Annotated in this window: 14 protein-coding genes; 3 read left to right on the plus strand and 11 right to left on the minus strand. The window is 68.6% G+C overall.

All coding sequences use genetic code 11. From position 1 onward, the window contains the following. Positions 1–86: 86 nt before the first annotated feature. Entirely contained in the window at positions 87–308 is a 222-nt protein-coding gene (locus DPQ65_RS06395) for a GNAT family N-acetyltransferase (RefSeq protein ID WP_114906558.1), read from the plus strand. Between the two features lie 269 nt (positions 309–577). On the opposite strand, the gene nrfD is transcribed toward DPQ65_RS06395, so the two are convergent. Genes nrfD through DPQ65_RS06420 form a run of 4 tightly spaced genes read right to left on the minus strand, consistent with a single transcriptional unit; the run spans position 578 to position 6,410 of the window. Then, on the minus strand, positions 578–1,729 hold the full coding sequence (nrfD, locus tag DPQ65_RS06400) for an NrfD/PsrC family molybdoenzyme membrane anchor subunit (protein WP_114906559.1): 1,152 nt from the start codon (positions 1,727–1,729) through the stop codon (positions 578–580). Next, entirely contained in the window at positions 1,726–2,835 is a 1,110-nt protein-coding gene (locus DPQ65_RS06405; protein ID WP_114906560.1) for a 4Fe-4S dicluster domain-containing protein, read from the minus strand. Before DPQ65_RS06405 ends, nrfD begins: the two co-directional genes overlap by 4 nt. After that, on the minus strand, positions 2,835–6,176 hold the full coding sequence (gene fdh / locus DPQ65_RS06410) for a formate dehydrogenase (protein ID WP_238146718.1): 3,342 nt from the start codon (positions 6,174–6,176) through the stop codon (positions 2,835–2,837). The genes DPQ65_RS06405 and fdh overlap by 1 nt, the downstream gene beginning before the upstream one ends. Before the next feature lie 45 nt (positions 6,177–6,221). Then, a complete protein-coding gene (locus DPQ65_RS06420) occupies positions 6,222–6,410 on the minus strand; it encodes a hypothetical protein (RefSeq protein ID WP_114906563.1) in 189 nt (62 codons plus the stop codon). A 940-nt stretch (positions 6,411–7,350) separates the two neighbouring features. On the opposite strand from DPQ65_RS06420, the gene DPQ65_RS15550 reads away from it, so the two are divergent. Continuing rightward, on the plus strand, positions 7,351–7,917 hold the full coding sequence (locus tag DPQ65_RS15550) for a hypothetical protein (protein ID WP_162802056.1): 567 nt from the start codon (positions 7,351–7,353) through the stop codon (positions 7,915–7,917). A gap of 85 nt (positions 7,918–8,002) precedes the next feature. Here the strand turns inward: DPQ65_RS15550 and DPQ65_RS06425 are convergent, their stop codons facing one another. Further along, the gene (locus DPQ65_RS06425; protein ID WP_238146719.1) at positions 8,003–9,031 is read right to left on the minus strand and encodes a Gfo/Idh/MocA family protein; all 1,029 of its coding nucleotides are present in this window, start codon (positions 9,029–9,031) and stop codon (positions 8,003–8,005) included. Between the two features lie 118 nt (positions 9,032–9,149). Here DPQ65_RS06425 and DPQ65_RS06430 point away from each other — a divergent pair, with 118 nt between their 5' ends. Then, complete coding sequence (locus DPQ65_RS06430; RefSeq protein WP_114906977.1) at positions 9,150–10,493, plus strand: uracil-xanthine permease family protein; 1,344 nt, start codon at positions 9,150–9,152, stop codon at positions 10,491–10,493. 38 nt (positions 10,494–10,531) lie between these two features. Here DPQ65_RS06430 and DPQ65_RS06435 read toward each other — a convergent pair whose 3' ends face one another. The 6 genes from DPQ65_RS06435 to DPQ65_RS06460 all read right to left on the minus strand — a co-directional run bounded on the left by DPQ65_RS06435 (position 10,532) and on the right by DPQ65_RS06460 (position 17,795). Next, positions 10,532–11,002 (minus strand): DinB family protein, encoded by a 471-nt coding sequence (locus tag DPQ65_RS06435; protein ID WP_114906564.1) that lies wholly within the window; start codon positions 11,000–11,002, stop codon positions 10,532–10,534. A 30-nt stretch (positions 11,003–11,032) separates the two neighbouring features. Next, complete coding sequence (locus DPQ65_RS06440; RefSeq protein ID WP_238146720.1) at positions 11,033–13,903, minus strand: FAD-binding and (Fe-S)-binding domain-containing protein; 2,871 nt, start codon at positions 13,901–13,903, stop codon at positions 11,033–11,035. 124 nt (positions 13,904–14,027) lie between these two features. Continuing rightward, the gene (locus DPQ65_RS06445) at positions 14,028–14,831 is read right to left on the minus strand and encodes an SDR family NAD(P)-dependent oxidoreductase (RefSeq protein ID WP_114906565.1); all 804 of its coding nucleotides are present in this window, start codon (positions 14,829–14,831) and stop codon (positions 14,028–14,030) included. Between the two features lies 1 nt (position 14,832). After that, positions 14,833–16,278 (minus strand): TRAP transporter large permease, encoded by a 1,446-nt coding sequence (locus DPQ65_RS06450; RefSeq protein ID WP_114906566.1) that lies wholly within the window; start codon positions 16,276–16,278, stop codon positions 14,833–14,835. Further along, positions 16,275–16,775, minus strand: coding sequence for a TRAP transporter small permease (locus DPQ65_RS06455; RefSeq protein ID WP_114906567.1), 501 nt, complete (start codon positions 16,773–16,775; stop codon positions 16,275–16,277). Before DPQ65_RS06455 ends, DPQ65_RS06450 begins: the two co-directional genes overlap by 4 nt. A gap of 3 nt (positions 16,776–16,778) precedes the next feature. Next, positions 16,779–17,795 (minus strand): DctP family TRAP transporter solute-binding subunit, encoded by a 1,017-nt coding sequence (locus tag DPQ65_RS06460; protein ID WP_202863034.1) that lies wholly within the window; start codon positions 17,793–17,795, stop codon positions 16,779–16,781. Positions 17,796–17,968: the final 173 nt, after the last annotated feature.

The following is a 17,968-nucleotide window of genomic DNA, read 5'->3' on the forward strand; positions in this document are numbered from 1 at the left end:
GGGCCTCGCCCGGCAGGTGGCCGTGAAGCGCGAAAGGGAAGCCACCGCACGGTGGCCGAACAACCCCGAGACGGGGTGCTGGTGAGATGAGCACTACTGCTCACTCATCGGCAACGGTGCGCCTTGCGTCCGGCACGCGCGGCACCGGACTGGGAACAGCTCTCTTCGAGTGGGCTCACGAGTATGGCCACCGGCATGGCGCGACCCTGGTCCAATTGACCACCGACAAGACGCGCACCCATGCCCACCGCTTCTACGACAGGCTTGGCTACCAAGCCACCCACGAGGGCTACAAACGACCCCTGTGAACATCCGGAATTGCCGCCATGTCGAACAACAGTCGACGCCACCGAAGTGAGCAGAGCAGACGACTCAGTGATGATGCTCGTAAACGGCTCAGTGCGGCGGCAGCTGTCGCGAGGACCCGGAGCACAAGAGCGACATCTCGGACCGCAGGGTCTCCGACACTCGGTGCTCATGCATCCGGCGGCACACCCTACGGAGACCCTGCAGTTATCTCTCCGCAACACATTCCGTTCGCCACGGAGGACTGAGAGCCAGAGCGTGCTGACCGCCCTCAGCGGACGGTGACCACGCTGTCGTGCACCTGCCCACGGTCGCGGCGCTCCTCCAGGCGGCGCTTCTGCGGCCCGACGGTGTACTTCGGGTCCGTGGCGGACTCGATCCCGGCCTCCACGATGCCGAACCGGGTCAGCGCCGAGGCGCCCGCCAGCGCCAGGCCGGAGGCGACCGCGGCGACCCGGCTGCGGCCGGCCAGCAGGGTGCCCAGGCCGCCGGCGACGGTCAGCGCCCTGGCCAGTCGCAGCTTGGACCCGCCCGCTCCGGTGCGGACCGGCTCGTCCAGGTCCAGCTCGGTCAGGTGCTCCTCGAGACGGTGCATGGCGATGAGCTCGGTGACGACGCCGATGAGCGCGAACCGCCGGGCGGGACCGGTCTGGTCGATCGGGGTGAGCACCAGCTGGACTCCGGCAGAGGCCAGGGCGGCCGACCCGACGAAGACGAAGGGGAGCTCGCGCCGGCTCTCCAACCAGACGGGCGTCACTGTGTCCGACAGGAGGACCGAGGTGTAGGCCGCCAAGGGCGCCGCGAACAGTGCCTGACCGACGCTCGCCGGGGTGTCGACTGCCTGCACCAACCGCGCCAGGGCACCGACGGGACCGCGCTCAGGCAGCGGCACCATCCGGGCCGCCTCCGAGGCGGTGGTCGCCCCCGCGAACGCCGCATAGCCAGACAGGATCCAGGTGCCGACCGACATCGGCGAGGTGAGCTTGACCGTGCGCATCATGTTGAGGAAGCGCTCGGGCCGACCCAGGTCGGCCACCAGCAGGGCGCCGCTGACCGCGACACCAGTCATCGCCGTGAGGCGGCTGTTGCGCCGGAGCAGTTCCCGGCCGGTGACTGCTGCGCCCGCAGCGATGATGCCCGACCCCGCAGCCACCCCGCCCACGAACAGGTAGGCGGGGATCTCGTGCTTCCACGGAACAGGTTTGATGATGGCCCGGCCGTAGTAGCTGGAGAACTCCGCGTCCGGCACGGCCGGGGCCTCCCGGCGTCCGCCGCCGTCCCGGCTGAGCCAGCTGGTGCGGCCCTTAGCCATCCCGCGGGACGCGTCCGAGACGGCACCGGTGACCGCGCCGCGCACGCCGCTGCGGCGTCGTCGGCCACCCTCCTCGGGTGGCCGGTAGCTGTCGAACGGGGAGGTGGTCACCGGCGGCCGCCGAGGAAGGCCACCGCTCCTGCGGCGAGCAGCCCCAGGCCGGCGACCCCCGCCGTCCGGAACATCTCGGGCAGCTTGGACGTGGCACAGACCGGGTCGGGCGGCAGGCCATAGACCTCCGGCTCGTCCAGCAGCAGGAAGACCGAGCCGGTCCCGCCGACGCCGTCATCATCGTTGGCGCCGTAGAGGCGGGCCTCGGTGAAGCCCTGCTCGTGGAGCTGCGCGACACGGTCCTGCGCGGCGGCGACCATGTCGTCACGCGCGCCGAACCGGATCGAGGTCGTCGGGCAGGTCTGGGCGCAGGCCGGCTCCTGGTCGTGGCTGAGCCGGTCGTAGCAGAGCGTGCACTTCTGCGCGACACCAACATTCGGGACGTGCCCGTCGCCGGTGACGGACACCGACGAGTCGGTGCGCCGCTCGATGACGCCGAACGGGCAGGCGCCCACGCAGTAGCCGCAGCCGTTGCAGACATCGGCCTGCACGACGACCGTCCCCTGCTCGCTGCGGAAGAGCGCGCCGGTCGGACAGACGTCGAGGCACCCGGCGTGGGTGCAGTGCTTGCACACGTCGGAGGCCATCAGCCACCGGAACTCCGGCAGCGGTCCCACCATCGGTGTGCCCTCGAGCGTCGTGCCCAGGTCGCCGTTCTCGGCGGACTCCTTCTGCGACAACAGCTCACCGAGTGAGGGCCCGTGGTCCTCCGGCGGCGCCGGCAACGTGCCGTAGCCCGCTGGCACACCTCGGGAGGAAGCCTCCGGTGAGGCGGGGGGAGAGCCGACTGTCGGCATACCGAGGTCGACCAGCCGGCGCCCGGACTCCCGGGCGGCGGAGATCCGCTCCTGGCTCTGCTCCACGAACGCGACATGTCGCCAGGTGCTCGCGCCCAGGCCGCCCGTGTTGTCGTAGGAGTTGCCGGTCAGGTCGAGGTCGCCATCCATCGGCAGGGCGTTCCACTCCTTGCACGCCACCTCGCAGGCCTTGCAGCCGATGCAGATCGAGGTGTCGGTGAAGAAACCCTTGCGGCTGGGCGGCTCCTCCCAGCCCGCATCGCGAGCGGGGTCGGTGCGCCCGGCGAGCTGGCGGGCCAGATAACCCATCAGCGATCTCCTTCCGTGAGGCGGGCGTTGCCGGTCTCGGACGTTGTGCCGGAACGGGACTGGTAGTCGGCGACCAGCCGGAGGAGGGCCTCTCCGCGGGGACGGCGTCCCGGCTGGATGTCACAGGATCCCACCTTGGACTCCTGGATCTGGACGTTGGGGTCCAGGACGATGCCGAGCAGGTCGTTGGCGCCGTCACCCTCCACGACAGCGTCCGCGCCGACGCCCCAGTGATAGGGCAGACCGATCTGGTGCACGGTGTGGCCCTGGATCGTCAGCGGCTGCATCCGCTCGGTGACGAGCACGCGCGCCTCGATCGCGCTGCGGGCCGAGATGATCGTGGCCCAGTCACCGTTGGTCAGGCCGCGCTCGGCGGCGAGCTCCGGGGAGACCTCGCAGAACATCTCCGGCTGCAGCTCGGAGAGGTAGGGCAGCCAGCGGCTCATGCCTCCCGCGGTGTGGTGCTCGGTCAGTCGGTAGGTCGTGAAGACGTAGGGGTAGACGTCGGCTCCCGGTTCATCGCCCGACGGGCTCCACAAGTTGTCCTTGCGGGGGTAGACCAGCCGGCTCGGGTTGCTCTGCTGGGTGTAGAGCGGGTTGGCCACCGGCGACTCCTGCGCCTCGTAGTGCGTGGGCAGCGGCCCGTCGACCATCCCCTTGGGCGCGAACAGCCAGCCCTTGCCGTCGGCCTGCATGATGAACGGGTCGTCGCCGGCGATCGCCGCCGGGCCGCCCACGTCGGGGTCCGGGCGAAACGAGGGGTCCCGGTCGATCGGGAAGTCGGGGATGTCCTTGCCGGTCCAGCGACGCGTTTCCTCGTCCCACCACACATAGGCCTTGCGCTCGCTCCACGGCCTGCCCTCCGGGTCGGCGGAGGCCCGGTTGTAGAGGATGCGCCGGTTCAGGGGCCAGGCCCAGCCCCACTCGTGGGCCACCTCGTCCTGGTCGGCGCCGGGGACGCGGTTGGCCGACCGGTTCACGCCGCCGGCGAAGACCCCGGTGTAGATCCAGCACCCGCCCGAGGTCGACCCGTCCGGCCGCATCTGGCTGAAGGAGTCGAGCAGCTCGCCCGCGTGCTCTCCGGTGAGGTGATAGCCGTTGATCTCCTTGAGGACGGCCGCACCGTCGACCTCGCCGTGCTCGTCGGTCGGATAGTCCCAGGTCAGGTCGAGCAGGGGGCGGTCCCGCTCGTCGGTGGAGCCGGCCAACCGCTGCCGTATGCGGACGCCCAGGTCGTAGAAGAAGTCCAGCTCGCTCTGGGCATCGTTCGGTGGACGGACGGCCTGGTGGCGCCACTGCAGCATCCGCTGGGTCTGGGTGAACGTGCCGGCCTTCTCCACATGGTTGGCCGCCGGGAAGAAGAAGACCTCGGTGTCGATGTCCTCGGTGCGCAGCTCGCCGGTCGCGATCTCCGGGGAGTCCTTCCAGAAGGTGGCCGACTCGATGAGCTGGAAGTCACGCACGACGAGCCACTTCAGGTGCGTCATCGCCTTGCGTTGCATCGAGCCGTGCGCCGAGCCGACGGCGGGGTTCTGCCCGAGCACGAAGTAGCCCTCGACCTCGTCGTCCAGCATCGCCAGCACCGTCTGGTAGGTGCCGTGGGCCCCGGTCAGCCGGGGAAGGTAGTCGTAGCAGAAGTTGTTGTCCGCGGTCGCCGCCTCGCCCCACCAGGCCTTGAGCAGGCTGGCGGTGTAGCTCGGTGCCTCCGTCCAGAAGCCCTTCTGCAGCGGCGAGGAGATGTGGTCGAGGTAGTCCTGCCAGGTGTCGTGCTCACCGACGATAGGCATCGGTAGGTAGCCGGGCAGGATGTTGAACAGCGTCGGGATGTCGGTGGATCCCTGGATGCTGGCGTGCCCCCGCAGGGCCATGATCCCGCCGCCGGGGCGTCCCATATTGCCCATCAGCAGCTGCAGGATCGCGGCGGTTCGGATGAACTGGGCGCCCAGGCTGTGCTGGGTCCAGCCGAGCGCGTAGGCGAAGCAGGTCGTCCGTTCTCGCCCCGAGTTCTCGGTCAGGGCGCGGGCGACCTCGTGGAACTGCTCGACGGGGATGCCGCACACGTCGCGCACCATCTCGGGGGTGTAGCGCGCGTAGTGCCGCTTGAGGATCTGGAAGACGGACCGCGGGTGCTGCAGGGACTCGTCCCGGACGACGTTGGCGTGCTCGAGGGAGGGCCCGGCGGCGCCGTGCTCCTGGCCGCCGGCACGGGCCCGCCGGGCCGAGCCCTGCTCGTCGCCACCCGCGCCCTCGATCTCGCCGTCGCCCGACACGGCCTCGCCCGCGGGACCACCGGCCCGGGGGGAGGGGCCTGGGGGAGCCGCGCGCTCGGCATACGACCAGGAGGAGGGGTCGTAGGTGCCGGTCTCGGGATCGAAACCAGAGAACACGCCGTCCAGGTCCTCGGTGTCCCGGAAGTTGTCACTGACCAGTGTGGCCGCGTTGGTGTAGGCGACGACGTAGTCGTGGAAGTAGAGCTCGTTGGACAGCACGTGGTTGATCAGCGCGCCGAGCAGCACCACGTCGGTGCCCGCCCGGATCGGGACGTGGGTGTCAGCGATCGCCGAGGTGCGGGTGAAGCGCGGGTCGACGTGGATGACCCGCGCACCCCTGGCCTTGGCCTCGGTGACCCACTGGAAGCCGACCGGGTGGCACTCGGCCATGTTGGAGCCCTGGATGATGATGCAGTCCGCGTTGGCCATGTCCTGCAGGGACTGGGTGGCGCCGCCGCGCCCGAACGAGGTCCCCAGACTGGGAACCGTGGAGCTGTGTCATATCCGGGCCTGGTTCTCGATCTGGATCGCGCCCGCCGCGGTGAACAGCTTCTTGATCAGATAGTTCTCCTCGTTGTCGAGGGTCGCGCCCCCGAGCGAGGCGATGCCCATGGTGCGCCGCAGCGGTCGTCCGTGCTCGTCGTGGTCCTGCCAGGTCCGCGCGCGTGACTCCACGAAGCGGTCGGCGACCATGTCCAGGGCTTCGTCCCGGTCCATCCGGGTGAACTCGGTGGCGCCGGGCGCGCGATAGAGCACGTGGGTCTGCCGGGTGGGGGAGTTGACCAGCTGCTCGCTGGCAGCTCCCTTGGGGCACAGGCGACCCCGGCTGATGGGGGAGTCCTGGTCACCCTCGATCTGGACGACCTTCTCGTCCGAGACAAAGACCTTCTGCCCGCAGCCGACGGCGCAGTAGGGACACACGCTCTGCACCACGCGATCGGCAGTGACGGTGCGTGGCTGCTGCTCGCGGGTCCTGCGTGAGGTCGCCGCCGCCCCTCGACCGAGGAAGTCCCCGGTGGCCAACTGACGCAGCACGGGCCACCCGAGGAACGTGCTGTCCTTGGCCGCCATGGCCACACGTTAGCCCGATCGGTCGCGCGTGTCTCGGCCTGTGGCTCACTCGCCGGGATAGGTGACGCCCACCTGCCGCCGGATCTCGTCGGCGGTGGTGAGTATGCCGATCGTCTCCTCTTTCGGCAGCAGCGGCGAGTCCGTGGTCCCGTCCAAGACGAGCTGGGCCAGGTGTGTGGCCCGATAGACGAGTCCATCGTGGCCGTGGATCGGCCCAGGATCGGCGGTCAGCAAACTGACGCAGCACGGCCCCCCCGAGGAAGTGCCACTGCCCGTCCGGCATGTGTCCTCTCACACGGGTTGGTAATGCGCCTCACCATAGACTCCACGGCGAGGTCGGGCACCCACGTCTTGTCCCGGCCTCATGATGCCCCCTGGCCCGACCTCGGACCCCGTGCACCTGAGCAAAGATCAGATCCTCGCGCAGCAGAGTCTCTCCGGCAGACTGCAGATCTGTCTGGTGCACAGCGGCATTTTCGTCACCTTGACATGCCCGGCTTCGCGCACTACTTTAATCCTTTGAGGGTAGCCGGGCGTCGGCTAGGTGAGCAAATGGACTCGAAAGTCGACGGTGTGTTCAAGAAACAATTCAGAGAGGAGTTGTAATGAGCACAATGAAAGCAAAGGGTCAACGACTGCAGTGCAGGGTCTTGAGGGTGGGAGCGACCATGGCTATGGTGGCTTGTCTCGCCGCCGCTCAAACTGGCATGGCTGCCGCGTCCACCGACTCGGGAACGGTCAATTGTGGTGCCAATACGGTAGCCGTGCGCGGTGAGCAGCAGCTTTACGGCGACTGGCTGACGCTGAAGGTCCACAATGTGGTGATATACCACAGTCCAAATGTCTACGATGTCGTTCGAAGTTCCAACTTTTCCGGAACGCGAACGTGGTCAGGAAGTTCAGAGTCACTCTACTACGCAGGCACCTACGGGATGTGCTTGCCCGGAGGATGACGTTGCGTGCCCGTGTGGCTGTAAAGATCACGCCCGCAATAGTGGCCAGCCTGCTCCTTGCTGCAGGTTGTGCGGACAACAGCGACCCGGAGGCTCCCTCGGTAGGTAGTTCCGGAGGCGAAGGGGCGCAGAGCGGGAAATCCGATCCCGTTCCTACGGCTAGCGCTGGAGCGGCCCCTGGCCAGTCCAGCAGCTGGGATCCGCAGGCGTGGGAGCCCACTGTGCAGATCACGCCACCAGAGTTCATCGACGTCGAACTCCAGAACTACCACCAGCAGAAACTCGAGAGTGGTGCCCAGGCGCTTGGATCGACTCAGCCCCCGGAAGTAGCGCTGATTCGATGGAGCGAGGGCAGTGTGGAATATGCATCAAATATGACCACCTGCCTGCAAGACGCAGGGTTTCCGGCAGTACAAGAGGGTCAAACATATTACTTCGACCCAGGTGTGCACGTGTCCCAGGAAGACTCGCTCTCCCTGGCAAGTTATGTCTGCGACGGGCAATACATGATGCACCCTGTCTATGGGCAAGGGTGGTCTGATAGTCAGGCTGGTCTAGTCTACGACTATTGGGTTGAGTACTATATTCCGTGCATGCGCGCGAATGGTCACAACATCCAGGATAACGAGAAGCCAAGCCGTGAATCGTATGTCAGCGCCTTCAATAGTGGTCAGAGGATTTCTTGGTGGCCCAATGAGTGGAGTCAACGCCTCCCGGCGGACGAACGCGAGACGATGGAGGCAGTCTGCCCACAGTATCCACCCGATGCAGTTCTCTACGGGCAGTAGTTGCCAATGGAATGACGTGCTGTCAGTGGTCTCGACTCGCCGACACTAACCTCCCTCGACCGAGACATCGTCCCGGTCAGGCCGTTCACTCGCCGGGATAGGTGACGCCGACCTGTCGCCGGATCTCGTCGGCGGTGGTGAGTATGCCGATCGTGTCCTCGATCGGCAGCAGCGGCGAGTCCGTGGTCCCGTCGGCGACGAGCTGGGCCAGGTGGGCGCCTTGATAGACGAGTCCCTCGTGGCCGTGGATCGGCCCAGGATCTGCGGTCAGCACGGCACCGTCGGTGCTGGTGACGGTGAGGGGCACGGGCGTGTAGAAGTCACTGGGCAGGTCGACCCGCGCCCGCGTGCCGACCACCGTCGCGGTGTTGGCCGTGTGCTCGGCGAGCGTGGTGGTCAGGACGGCCTCGGCAGGCCCCGCGGTCAGGACGGCCCGGACCTGCTCGTCCACTCCGCTGGTCGTGAGACGACCGGTGGCGCTGACAGTCTCCGGTGGTCCGAGCACCAGGGAGGCGAAGGAGAGCGGATAGATGCCCAGGTCGAGCAGCGCCCCTCCGGCGAGGGCGGGGTCGTGCAGGCGCCGGGCGTCCCCCGGGCCGATCAGCTGGCCGTGGTCGGCGGTCACCGAGACGATCTCCCCGACGGTCCCGGCGCTCAGCACCTGCCGAAGCACGTCGGTGCCGGGCAGGAACCGGCTCCACATCGCCTCCAGTGCCACGACGCCCGCCGCGTCAGCCGCGACGGCGACCTCACGGGCCTCGATCGCGTTGCGCGTGAATGCCTTCTCGACGAGCACGTGCTTGCCGGCCGAGATGGCCAGGAGCGCCTGCTCGCGGTGGTGCGAGTGCGGGGTGGCGACATAGACGACATCGACCTCCGGGTCGGCCACCAGCGACTCATAGCTGCGGTGCACACGCGGGATGCCGAACTCGCGCGCAAACTGCTGCCCGCGCTCGGGGGAGCTGGACCCAACCGCCACCAACTGCTGGCGGGAGTGCTTGAGCAGCGCTCCGGCGAAGGTGCGCGCGATCGTGCCGGGGCCCAGGATGCCCCAGCGCAGCGGGGGAGCCTTAGCAGGGTCGGGCACCCGACTGACGGGAAGCGATGAGATCACGGCGACACGTTATCCGCCGTGAGGCCCGGGCGATAGGATCACGCGGGCCGACCACCCAAGCCGGCCCACGGCATACGAGCGACATGCCGACCAACCCACCTGAGGAGACCACGTGAGCCTGTGGAGCGTGCACGGCGACGGTTATCGGATCGAGCCGGGTCAGGTGGTCGCCCCGGGCGAGCGTCTGGCGTGGGCACCCACCATCGGCATCGGCATGCAGCACGTGGTGGCCATGTTCGGCGCGACCTTCCTGGTGCCGCTGATCACCGAGTTCCCGCCGAGCACGACGCTGCTGTTCAGCGGTGTTGGCACGATCCTGTTCCTGCTCATCACGGCCAACCGGGTGCCGTCCTATCTGGGCTCCTCGTTCGCCTTCCTGGCCCCGATCGCGGCAGCGCAGGGACAGCACGGGCCGGCAGGTGCCCTCGGCGGCGTCGTCATGGCCGGTGCCGCGCTGTTCCTCATCGGCCTGATCGTGCAGGCGGTCGGGCACGCGTGGATCAGTCGGCTCATGCCGCCCATGGTGACCGGTGCGATCGTCGCGCTGATCGGTCTCAACCTGGCGCCCGCAGCATGGAACAACGTCCAGGAGGCCCCGACCACGGCCTTCGCCACGCTGCTGGCCATCGTCCTGTGCACGGTGATCTTCCGCGGTCTGCTGGGGCGGTTGTCGATCCTGCTGGGCGTGGTCGTCGGCTATGTGGTCGCGGTCATCCGCGGCGAGGTCGACACGACCGCGATCTCCGAGGCCGGTTGGGTCGGTGCTCCCGAGTTCATGCTCCCCGACTTCCACTGGAATGTCGCCGGGTTGTTCCTGCCCGTGGTCCTCGTCCTGGTGGCCGAGAACATCGGTCACGTGAAGTCGGTGGCGCAGATGACGGACAGTTCTTCCGAGGCGCTCGACCCGATGATCGGACGGACCTTGATGTCGGACGGGCTGGCCACCACCCTGGCCGGCGCCGGCGGAGGGTCCGGCACCACGACGTATGCCGAGAACATCGGCGTCATGGCGGCGACCAAGGTCTACTCGACGGCCGCCTACTGGATCGCCGGGTTCACCGCGATCGGCCTGGCCTTCCTGCCCAAGTTCGGGGCCGCGATCCAGACGGTGCCCGTCGGAGTGCTCGGCGGTGCGGCCACCGTGCTCTACGGCATGATCGGCGTCCTCGGCTTCCGCATCTGGGTGGAGCACCGCGTCGACTTCAGCAACCCGATCAACCTGACCACGGGCGCTGTCGCGCTCATCGTGGGCATCGCCAACTACACCTGGGTCGTGGGTGACCTGGCCTTCGAGGGGATCGCCCTGGGCACGGCCGCGGCGTTGGTGCTCTACCACGGGATGAACGGCATCAACCGGCTCACCGGCGCGGTCGCCAGTGAGGGTGACCACCTGCAGGTCGGCGGCTCGACCCATCCGGACCCCGAACTGGCCAACCCGACCTGGACCGACCCGAGGCAGTAGCAACGCTCGCGCCGGCCGCGCTCAGTTGCGGGAGGAGCTCAACGCGCGGCGCGGATCTGCTCGACCAAGATGTCGCCGTGTCCGGCGTGCCGAGCCAACTCGGCCACCATGTGGCCATACAGATAGCGCAGGTTGACGGCCCGGCCACGCCAGTCGAGCTGATCGTCGAGGTCGCGGCCCGCGGCGATCGCGCGCGACTCCTCACATGCGGCCAGATAGCTGGTCAGCACCGTCGCGATGGTGTCATCGTCACCGGGCACGAAGCTCTCCTCGACGGTCTCGGGGATCCCCACCTCCTCGCGACTTCTTCCGGCCAGGCGGTGGTGGAACCAGACCTTCTCCACGAAGGTCGCGTGGGTCACCAGGGCGAGCGGCGTGGTCAGCGAGGGCACGAGGCGTGCTCGCGCCTCCTCCTCGGTCAGCCCGTCCAGCAGGCCGGCGATCGCCGCCCGCTGGCGGTCGACGAACTCCTCCAGAACCGCGCGCTCGCTCGCCACCTCGGTGCTCATGGCCCTGAGCCTACGGCCCCGAACAGGGTGTCAGCGGGTGGCGTCGGCGAGCAGCTCCAGGACGTGGCGGTAGGGCTTGCCGGTGGCGCGGGTCATGCCGATCTCGCAGGTGCGGTTGCAGGAGACGTATGCCGTCTCGCCAGGGCGGTCGGCCACGGCCAGGGCGACCTCGGCCGCCTCGGCGATGGTCGCCGAGGCGGTGAGCTCGGGGTGCAGGAGGCCGCGGTCCCCGGCGAAGGCGCAACAGCCCCACGCCACAGGGACCACGACGTCGTCGGAGACGGCGCGGGCCAGGTCGACGAGGGCCTCGGTGGTGCCGGCCCGGTGTGAGGAGCACGTCGGGTGCACCACGACCGCCTGCGCAGAGCGGGTGACGGACAGGTGGGGGAGCACCTCAGCACGCACGAACTCGACGGCGTCCACGACCCGCAGCTCGGGAGCCCTGGTCGCCAGCATGGCGACCAGTCCCTCGACACAGGACGAGGCCTCGACGACGACCGGCAGGCGACCCTGCTCGGTGGCGGCCCGCAGGGCCGGCACGACCCGGTCAGCCATGACCTCATAGCCGCTGGTCAGGCCCTTGGACTTCCACGGGGTGCCGCAGCACAGGCCGCCCAGACCCTCGGGGGTGCGCAGCGGAACCCCCGCCCGCACGCACAGGTCAACCAGGGCGCCGGTGGCCCCTTCCCCCTGAGAGGTGCTGGCGGAGCCGCACCCGCGGCCGCCACTGGCACAGCAGGTGTCGTGACCCTCCTCGGGGCCGAACATCTCACCGATGCAGGCGCTGAACAGCACCGCCTGAGGCGCTCGGGGAGCGAACGCGCGACGGGACGTGCCTCCGCGAGGCAACTGAGCGTCATACGAGGGAATCTGGTCGGGGCTGACAACGGCCCGCACCAGACGGGTCGCCCCGACCGGCAGGCCGGAGGGGAGCAGCTTGGCGACGGTCAGTGCCGCCCCTCCCAGCGGGGCGATCGCACCCCAGGAACGGGCGGCCAGCGCCCAGGCCCGGTCGGCGAGGCGCGACTGTGACTCGCGGCGCAGTCGCCGGGTCAGGTCACCGGTGTCGATCAGGACCGGACACGCGGTCTGGCACATCCCGTCGACGGCGCACGTCTGGTTGCCGTCGTAGTCGTAGTCCTTCTCGAGGGAGTCGGCCAGGGCGTGGTCCCCGGCGGCCCGGGCGGTCTGGATGTCACGGCGGACCACGATGCGCTGCCGCGGGGTCAGGGTCAGGTCCTTGGAGGGGCAGACCGGCTCGCAGTAGCCGCACTCGACGCACCGGTCGACCTCCTCCTCGACCCTGGGGTTGGGCTTGAGGTCGCGCAGGTAGGAGGTGGGGTCGTCGGAGAGCACTGCGCCGGGGTTGAGCAGCCCGCGCGGGTCGATGAGCCGCTTGAGCTGCCACATGACGTCATAGAGCTCATCGCCATACTGCCGGCGCACGAACGGAGCCATGATCCGACCGGTGCCGTGCTCGGCCTTGAGGGAGCCACCGTTGCCCAGGACCAGGTCGACCATGTCGTCGGTGAAGGCCTCGTAGCGGCGCAGCGAGGTGGGGTCGTCGAACCGCTCGTTGAGCATGAAGTGCACGTTGCCGTCGCGGGCGTGGCCGAAGATGACCGACTCCTGGTAGGAGTGCGCCGCGAACAGCTCGGTCAGCGCGACGCAGGTCTCGCCCAGGACGTCGACACCCACGACGACGTCCTCCAGGAGGGCATTGGTGCCGGCCGGGCGGGCGCCGGCGACCGCGGAGAACAGGCCCTTGCGCACGCGCCACAGGCCGGCGCGAGCAGAGGTGTCCCGGGTGAGCTCGAGGGCGGTGGACAGGGGTAGGTCCTCCAGCGTCGGCCTGGCCGCCGCGACCGCGTCCTCGAGCTCATCTCCCGTGCTGCCCTGCCACTCGACCAGGAGAGCCGCGTGGTCGACCACCGAGAGCGCGGCGATCTGTGCGGGGCAGGTGGGGTCCTGTTGGGCCACTCGTAGTGAGGCGGCGTCCAGCAGTTCTGCGGTCCCGGTCCCGGTGTCGACCAGGGCCGGGACGGACTCGGTCGCCGCGGCGACCGAGTCGAAGACCAGCAGGCCGGTGCTGATGTGCGGCAGCACGGGGAGCGTCCGGAAGGTCGCCGAGGCGACGAACCCCAGGGTGCCCTCGCTGCCGATCATCAGGTGCACGAGCATGTCCAGCGGCGACTCGAAGTCAACCAGGGCGTTGATGCCGTAGCCCATGGTGTTCTTCATCCTGAAGAGTCGCCGGACCGTGGCGACCGACTCGGGGTCGTCCAGCACCCGCTGCCGCAGCCCCACCAGGCCGGCGACGAGCTCGGGCTCGCGAGCCGCGAGCTGCGCCTCGGCGTCGGGTGCCGCGGAGTCGATCGTGGTGCCGGTCGGCAGCACGAACACCATCGACTCGAGCGTGGCGTAGGTGTTGAACTCCGTCCCGCAGTGCATGCCGCTGGAGTTGTTGGCCACGACGCCGCCGATGGTGCAGGCACCCTCGCTGGCCGGGTCCGGTCCGAGCTTGCGCTGGTAGGCCGCCAGCCGGGCATTCACGGCCCGGACGGTCACGCCCGGCTGCACCCGCACCCGGGCTCCGCCGTCCAGCACCTCGACGTCACCGAAGTGGCGGCGGGTGTCGACCAGGACCGCGTCCGTGATGGCCTGTCCCGACAGGCTGGTGCCTCCAGACCGGAAGGTCACCGGCGCACCTGCCGCATCGCACGCCGCCAGCACCGAGGCCACCTGCTCGGTCGTGGTCGGTCGGACCAGCACCTCCGGAGTCAGCAGGTAGTGCGAGGCGTCGTGGGCCATCGCGTGCAGGTCCAGCGGTCGTCGGCTGACGGCCGACCCACCGAGTCGCTCGGTCAGGTCGGCCGTCAACGCGGCGTGATCACGGCCCACGGGGTCACATCCTGTCAGTCACACATCGCCACACGGTGCGCCCGGTGGGCTGGATTCTCGCGCCACGGTGCGCCCGGTGGGCTGGATTCTCGCGCCACGGTGCGCTCGGTCGGTTGGGGGGTGGTTAGCCCAGGGCTGCGCCGCCGCAGACGCGCAGCGTCTGACCGGTGACGTAGGCGGCACCGGGGGAGGCCAGGTACGTCACCGCCGCACCGATCTCTTCCGGAGTCCCCATGCGCTGCAGCAACTGCTGGCTGAAGTCGTAGTCGACCGAGTCGGTCAGCGGCGTGGCGACCGGGCCGGGCGCGACGGAATTGACGGTGATGCCGTGCGTGCCGACCTCCTTGGCCAGCCAGGTGGTCAGCGCGATGATGCCGCCCTTCGAAGCCGCGTAGGCGGGGCCTGAGCGAGCTCCGCCCGCGCCGCCGGACAGCGGCCCGCCCATGATGCCGCTGATCGAGCTGATGTTGATGATCGTGCCCGACCCACGCTCCACCATGTGCGGGTGCAGCGCTGCCTGGCAGAACAGGAATGTCCCACGCAGGTTGGTGTCGATGTCACGGAACCACTCCTCGTCGGTGAACTCCGGCAGACCGCTGCGGCTGGCGGTGCCGGCGTTGTTGACCAGGATGTCGAGGCGTCCGAACTGCTCGACGGTGTCGTTGACGACGGCCTCCACCTCGGCCCGCTCCCGGACGTCGACGACCCGCCCCTCGAAGGTGCTCGAGGGGTGGGCCGTGCGCAGTGACTCCACGGCCTCGGCCGGATCGAGCACGTCCACGACGACGACGCTGGCGCCCCGCTGGGCGAGTTGGTCGGCGACAGACCGGCCGATGCCGCGTGCGGCGCCGGTGACCAGGGCCACCCTGCCGGTCAGGTCAAACAGATCGACCGGTCCGGTGGTCGGGGTCTCAGCGGTCTGGGTCATCTCAGACTCCTAGGAGGTCGGGTAGCCAGTTGGACAGCGCGGGGAAGAACGTCACCAGGGTCAGCACCAGCAGAACGGCGAACAGGAAGGGCATGATGCCCTTGATCACCTCTGCCAGAGGCGCGCGGGCGATGCCGGCGGCGACGAAGAGGTTCACGCCGACCGGTGGCGTGATCATGCCGACGGCGAGGTTGACGACCATCATCACGCCCATGGTGGTCACATCGACCCCCACGTGCAGCAGCACCGGGGCGAGTAGCGGCACGAAGAGGTAGAGGGCCGAGACAGCGTCGACGAACATCCCGACGATCAGCAGCAGCACCATGACGATGAGCAGGATGAGGTACTTGTTCTCCGTGACGCTGAGCAGAGCGTCGGCCACCGTCTGGGCCACCTGCTGCCGAGTGATCACGTAGGCGAACACTGAGGCGCACCCGACGATCAGCATGACCACCGCGGACTGCACGGCAGCCACCGTGAACACGCGCGGCAGCCGGGTGATCTTGATCTCCCGGTAGACGACCAGCCCGACGACCAGGGCATAGACCGAGGCGACCACGGCCGACTCGGTCGGGGTGAAAATGCCACCGTAGATGCCGCCGAGGATGATGATCGGCACCAGCAGACCTGGGATGGCTCGCAGGAACGCGCCGAGCCAGTGCTGTCGCGCGGTGCCGTCACCGACGTGTTCGGCGACCTCGCCCTCAGCGGCGGAGAGCGGCTCGGCCTCCGCTGCGGTGTAGGCACCCTGGCCCAGACCGGCTGAGTCAGCAGGGAGGGGCCCGCCCCCGGATCCACCCGTGGCCCCGGCCAGCGCCGGTTGCGTGACCCTGCTGGCCGTCGGCATGGCGCGGGGCAGGAAGAACGCGGCCGCGATCAGCGCGACCGCCATCAGAAGCCCGGGGATGATCCCGGCGATAAAGAGGCGGCCGATCGAGACGCGCTGATACTCCGAGACAACCACCGCGAAGATGATGAACGCGATGCTCGGCGGCACCACGATGCCCATCGACCCGGCGGCGGCCACCATGGACGCGGCGTGCCGCTTGGCGTAGCCGCGCCGGATCAGGGCCGGGATCAGGATGGACCCGATCGCTGCCACCGTCGCCGGCCCGGAGCCGGAGATGGCCGAGAAGAAGAACGCCGAGATCACCACGACCATGGCGAGGCCGTGCTTGAACCTGCCGACGGCGGCATCGGCGAAGTCGATGAGCCGGGCACTGATCCCGGCATACTCCATGATCGCTCCGGCGAGGATGAAGAACGGGATCGCCAGGAGGGTCTCTGAGGACAACGAGGCGAAGACCACGCTCGGCACGACGGAGAGTTGCTCAGCGCCTGAGGCGTACACGATGGTGGCCACGGCTGCCAGGCCGAGGGAGAAGGCCACCGGGACTCCGAGTGCCAGGAGCACCAGGAAGGTGCCGAAGAGGATGAGCTCGATCATGCGATCGCCTGCCCCTCAGTCGTGTTCGCACCGGTTGACTGACCGCGCAGCGAGCGCACCGTCACCTGCACCGTGCGCAGGATGCCCAGCGCCGAGCCGACCGGCAGAGCGAGCGTGAAGATCCACTGGGGCAGTCGCATGGCGGGGGTCGCGCGACCGCTGTTGAGCTGTGAGGCGACCTGGTCCCAGCCGTAGCGAGCCAGCACGAGGAAGAACACGATGATGGCCAGACTGACGAGAATGGTCACCGCCTGCTTCGCACGCCCGCGGAGCTTTTCCTGCAGCAGGGTGAAGCCGAGGTGGCTGCCCTCCCGGAGGCCGATCACAGCGCCGAGCATGGTCAGCCAGACCGCCACGTTGATCATGATCTCGGTGGTGAAGGCGAGCGAGGCGTCCAGGAAGTAGCGACTCAGGACGTTGACGAACGCCACGGAGGTGATCGTGGCGAACGCCAGTGCCGCTAACCCGTTCTCGACCGCAGTGAGCGCGCGGTCCACAGCTCAGCCCTCGGGCGTGACCGCTGTGGCGAGGTCCTCGCCCCAGATGTCCTGGTACTGCTCGTAGACGGGGGTCATCGCATCGCGGAAGGCGGTGGACTCCTCCTCCGTGAGCTCGACGACCTCCATCTTGTCGCGCAGCTCCTCCAGCTCGCCGTCCTCCTTGTCCCGGTTGTTGGTGATCTGGAGCTCGGCGGCAGCCTGGGCCGCGTCGTCGACGATCTTCTTGTCCTCGTCGGACAGGCTGTCGTAGACGTCCTTGTTCATGCCCAGGATCAATGGGTCGTAGACGTAGTTCCAGACCGTGAGGTGGTCCTGCACCTCGTCGAGGCCGGAGGTGTAGATGATGTCGATCGGGTTCTCCTGGCCGTCGATGGTGCCCTGCTGCAGCGAGGTGAACACCTCGGAGAAGGACATCGTCGTCGGGTTGGCTCCCAGCGCCTTGTAGATGTCATCGAACAGGCCGATGCCCGGGATGCGGACCTTCAGGGCCTGGAGGTCCTCCGGGGTGCGGATGGGCTTGACGCTGTTGGTGATCTGACGGAAGCCGCTCTCGCCCATCGCCAGGAGCTGCACGCCGTGCTCGGCGGAGGCCTCCTTGTAGGCCTCGAGTCCCGTCGCTTCCAGGGTGGCCCGCGCCTGCTCCAGGTCGGTGTAGAGGAACGGGGCGTTGACCGCACCGAACTTGGGGTCGATGCTGGCGTAGATGATGGTCGAGTTGAAGGACAGGTCCTTCTCGCCGTTCATCAGCTGCTCCAGGCCGGCCACAGTGTTGCCGTTGGAGAGCTGCTCGTTGGGGAAGATGTTGACCGTCATGCGGCCACCGGACTCCTCCTCGACCTGCTCGGCGAAGAGCTCGGCACCCTCGTGCCAGGTCGAGGTGTTGCCGGTCGTGATGGTGAAGTCCCAGTCGTAGGTGTCACCGTCGGCGGTGGCGTCGTCGCCGCCACCACAGGCGGTCAGGACCAGGCCGGCGGCCAGGACGACCGACATCAGGCCAAGGGGCTTGCGTGCTTTCACGGGTGTTCTCCTGCCGTTGGGGGCGCCGCTCTGCGCCCGGTGCGTGACGCGCCTGCGCGCCGCGGGGGTTCGGCTTGACGGGAGTCCTCGGGGAACGCACCCCGTCGTGGCCATTGACTGATGTTGCGTGCCGCCGAGGGGTCGTGTCAACGTTCCACCCCGTGATTTCCCAT

It is taken from the genome of Ornithinimicrobium murale (assembly GCF_003352835.1).
GTDB lineage: Bacteria > Actinomycetota > Actinomycetes > Actinomycetales > Dermatophilaceae > Ornithinicoccus > Ornithinicoccus muralis.

Coding starts and splice junctions, on each gene's coding strand:
- DPQ65_RS06395 (WP_114906558.1), top strand. CDS start 87: ATGAGCACTACTGCTCACTCATCGGCAACGGTGCGCCTTGCGTCCGGC.
- DPQ65_RS06435 (WP_114906564.1), bottom strand. CDS start 11,002: ATGAGCACCGAGGTGGCGAGCGAGCGCGCGGTTCTGGAGGAGTTCGTC.
- DPQ65_RS06450 (WP_114906566.1), bottom strand. CDS start 16,278: ATGATCGAGCTCATCCTCTTCGGCACCTTCCTGGTGCTCCTGGCACTC.
- DPQ65_RS06405 (WP_114906560.1), bottom strand. CDS start 2,835: ATGGGTTATCTGGCCCGCCAGCTCGCCGGGCGCACCGACCCCGCTCGC.
- DPQ65_RS06445 (WP_114906565.1), bottom strand. CDS start 14,831: ATGACCCAGACCGCTGAGACCCCGACCACCGGACCGGTCGATCTGTTT.